This window comes from Rhizobacter sp. P2_H2 (assembly GCF_056403375.1).
In genome coordinates, this window is the sequence record NZ_JBFUFP010000700.1 from 1 (window position 1) to 2941 (window position 2941).

Here is a 2941-nt window from a genome sequence, read left to right on the forward strand (position 1 = left end):
GCTCAACAGCGATGCGGCCGGCGCGCGTTCGCTGGTGATGGGCGCCTACCGTGCGCTGCCGCTCGAAGGCGCCGGCGAGCCCGCCCAGGTGAAGGCGAAACTGCTCGCCCTCGACGAACGCTGGGGCGAGCCGCGCTACTGGCAGGCGATCGCGAAGAACGGCTCGCGCTGGACGCCCGACTACCTGCTCGCCGCCGTCGACCTGCGCCGCGACGCGACCGGCCACGTCGAGCGCATGCCCGAGGACCAGCGCGCATTCGCCCGCATCCTGGGCCGCACCTTCGCGATCAGCGCGGTCGTCACGCTGTGCTGCCTGCTGCTCGGCTACCCGCTCGCGTGGTGGCTGTCGACCTTGCCGGCACGCCGCGCCAACGTGCTGATGATCCTGGTGCTGGTGCCGTTCTGGACCTCCATCCTGGTGCGCGTGGCGGCCTGGATCGTGCTGCTGCAGTCGCAGGGGCTGGTCAACCGCAGCCTGATGGGGCTCGGCCTGGTCGACGAGCCGCTGCCGCTGCTGTTCAACCGGCTGGGCGTCGTGATCGCGATGACGCACATCCTGCTGCCCTTCATGATCCTGCCGCTGTACAGCGTGATGAAGAGCGTGCCGGCCACCTACCTGCGTGCCGCGGTGTCGCTCGGCAGTGCACCGCTGGCGGCGTTCTTCCGCGTCTACGTGCCGCAGACCTTCCCGGGCATCGGCGCCGGCGCGCTGCTGGTGTTCATCCTGTCGATCGGCTACTACGTGACGCCGGCACTGCTCGGCGGCGCGGACGACCAGATGCTCAGCTACTACATCGCGCAGTACACCAACGTGAACATCAACTGGGGCATGGCCTGCGGGCTCGGTGCCTTGCTGCTGACGGCGACGCTGGTTCTCTATGCCGTGTACCGTCGCGTCGTGAAGTCGGAACTGAGCCTCGGATGAAACTGCCCGCACTGCCCCTCTTTCCCGCGTACGCGACGCCGCTCGACAAGGCCGGCTGGTGGGCGGTGCGCGCGGCCTGCGCCGGCGTGCTGGCCTTCCTGCTGCTGCCGATCCTCGTGATCATCCCGCTGTCGTTCAGCGACAGCTCGTTCCTGGCCTACCCGATCCCCGGCTGGTCGCTGAAGTGGTACCAGAACCTCTTCACGTCGGCCGAGTGGGCGCGCGCCGCGAAGAACAGCTTCATCGTCGCGCCCGCCGCCACCGTGATCGCGACCGTGCTCGGCACCTTGGCCGCGGTGGGCCTCGCGCGCACCGACTTCCCGTTCAAGGGCCTGCTGATGAGCCTGCTGATCGCGCCGATGGTGGTGCCGATCGTGGTCGTCGGCGTCAGCACCTACCTGTTCTTCGCCAACATCGGGCTCGGCGACAGCTACACCGCGCTGATCATCGTGCATGCCGCGCTCGGTGCGCCGTTCGTGCTGACCACCGTGCTGGCCACGCTGCAGGGCTTCAACAACAACCTGGTGCGCGCGAGCCTGAGCCTGGGCGAAACGCCGCTGCGCACCTTCTTCCGCATCACGCTGCCGGTGATCGCGCCGGGCGTCATTTCCGGCGCGCTGTTCGCGTTCGCGACCTCGTTCGACGAGGTCGTGGTGACGCTCTTCCTCGCCGGCCCGGAACAGGTGACGCTGCCGCGCCAGATGTTCACCGGCATCCGCGAGAACATCACGCCGACGATCGCCGCCGTCGCGACGCTGCTGATCCTCTTCACGACCGGGCTGCTGCTCGTGCTGGAGTGGCTGCGCGGGCGCAAGCGCTGATCGATTCCACGAAAGGACGACCTCCATGGACATGAAGACCTCCCCGCTTTCCACGCTGAAGGACCCCGGCCTGCTGAAGACGCACGCATTGATCGGCGGCGAGTGGGTGGCCGGCAGCGCCCGCTTCGACGTGACCGACCCGGCCACGAGCCGGAAGCTCGTCGACGTGGCGAACCTGGGCGCGGCCGAGACGCAGGCCGCCGTGGCCGCCGCGAACCAGGCCTGGCCGGCCTGGCGCGGCAAGACCGCGAAGGAGCGCGCGGCGATCCTGATGAAGTGGTTCCAGCTGCTGATGGCGAACGCCGACGACCTGGCGCGCATCATGACGGCCGAGCAGGGCAAGCCGCTGGCCGAGGCGAAGGGCGAGGTCGGCTACGGCGCCAGCTTCATCGAGTGGTTCGCCGAGGAATCGCGCCGTGTCTACGGCGAGACCATCCCGACCACCGACAACGGCAAGCGCTACCTGGTGATCAAGCAGCCGGTGGGCGTGTGCGCGGCGATCACGCCGTGGAATTTCCCGATCGCGATGATCACGCGCAAGGTCGCGCCGGCGCTGGCCGCCGGCTGCCCGGTGGTGATCAAGCCGGCCGAGCAGACGCCGCTGTCGGCGCTGGCCGTGGCCGAACTGGCGCAGCGCGCCGGCATGCCGCCGGGCGTGCTGAACGTCGTGACGGCCGACGGCGAGAACTCCATCGCGGTGGGCAAGGTGCTGTGCGAGAGCGATCAGGTGCGCCACCTGTCGTTCACCGGCTCGACCGAGGTCGGCCGCATCCTGATGAAGCAGTGCGCGCCGACGATCAAGAAGCTGTCGCTGGAGCTGGGCGGCAATGCGCCGTTCATCGTGTTCGACGATGCCGACCTCGACAGCGCGGTCGAGGGGGCGCTCGCCAGCAAGTACCGCAATGCCGGCCAGACCTGCGTCTGCGCGAACCGGCTGTACGTGCAGGACGGCGTGTACGACGCGTTCGTCGCCAAGCTGGCCGAGAAGACGAAGACGATCAAAGTGGGCAACGGCTTCGAGGCCGGCGTGACGCAGGGGCCGATGATCGACGACGCGGCGATCGAGAAGATCGAGCGGCACGTGGCCGACGCGACCGCGAAGGGCGCGACGCTGGTGACCGGCGGGCACCGGTTCGGCACGCGCTTCTTCGAGCCGACGGTGCTGTCGGGCGCCACCGGGCCGAAGGTCTCCTCG

Annotated in this window: 3 protein-coding genes; all 3 read left to right on the forward strand. The window is 69.1% G+C overall.

Annotated features, from left to right (window positions below; translation table 11 throughout):
- A partial coding sequence (locus tag AC1D15_RS24890; protein WP_477828083.1) for an ABC transporter permease occupies positions 1-925 on the forward strand: 925 nt, incomplete at its 5' end.
- Positions 922-1746 (forward strand): ABC transporter permease, encoded by an 825-nt coding sequence (locus AC1D15_RS24895; RefSeq protein WP_477828084.1) that lies wholly within the window; start codon positions 922-924, stop codon positions 1744-1746. The genes AC1D15_RS24890 and AC1D15_RS24895, both read left to right, overlap by 4 nt.
- A gap of 25 nt (positions 1747-1771) precedes the next feature.
- Positions 1772-2941, forward strand: a 1170-nt coding sequence (locus tag AC1D15_RS24900; RefSeq protein ID WP_477828085.1) for an NAD-dependent succinate-semialdehyde dehydrogenase, incomplete at its 3' end; no start/stop codon positions are given.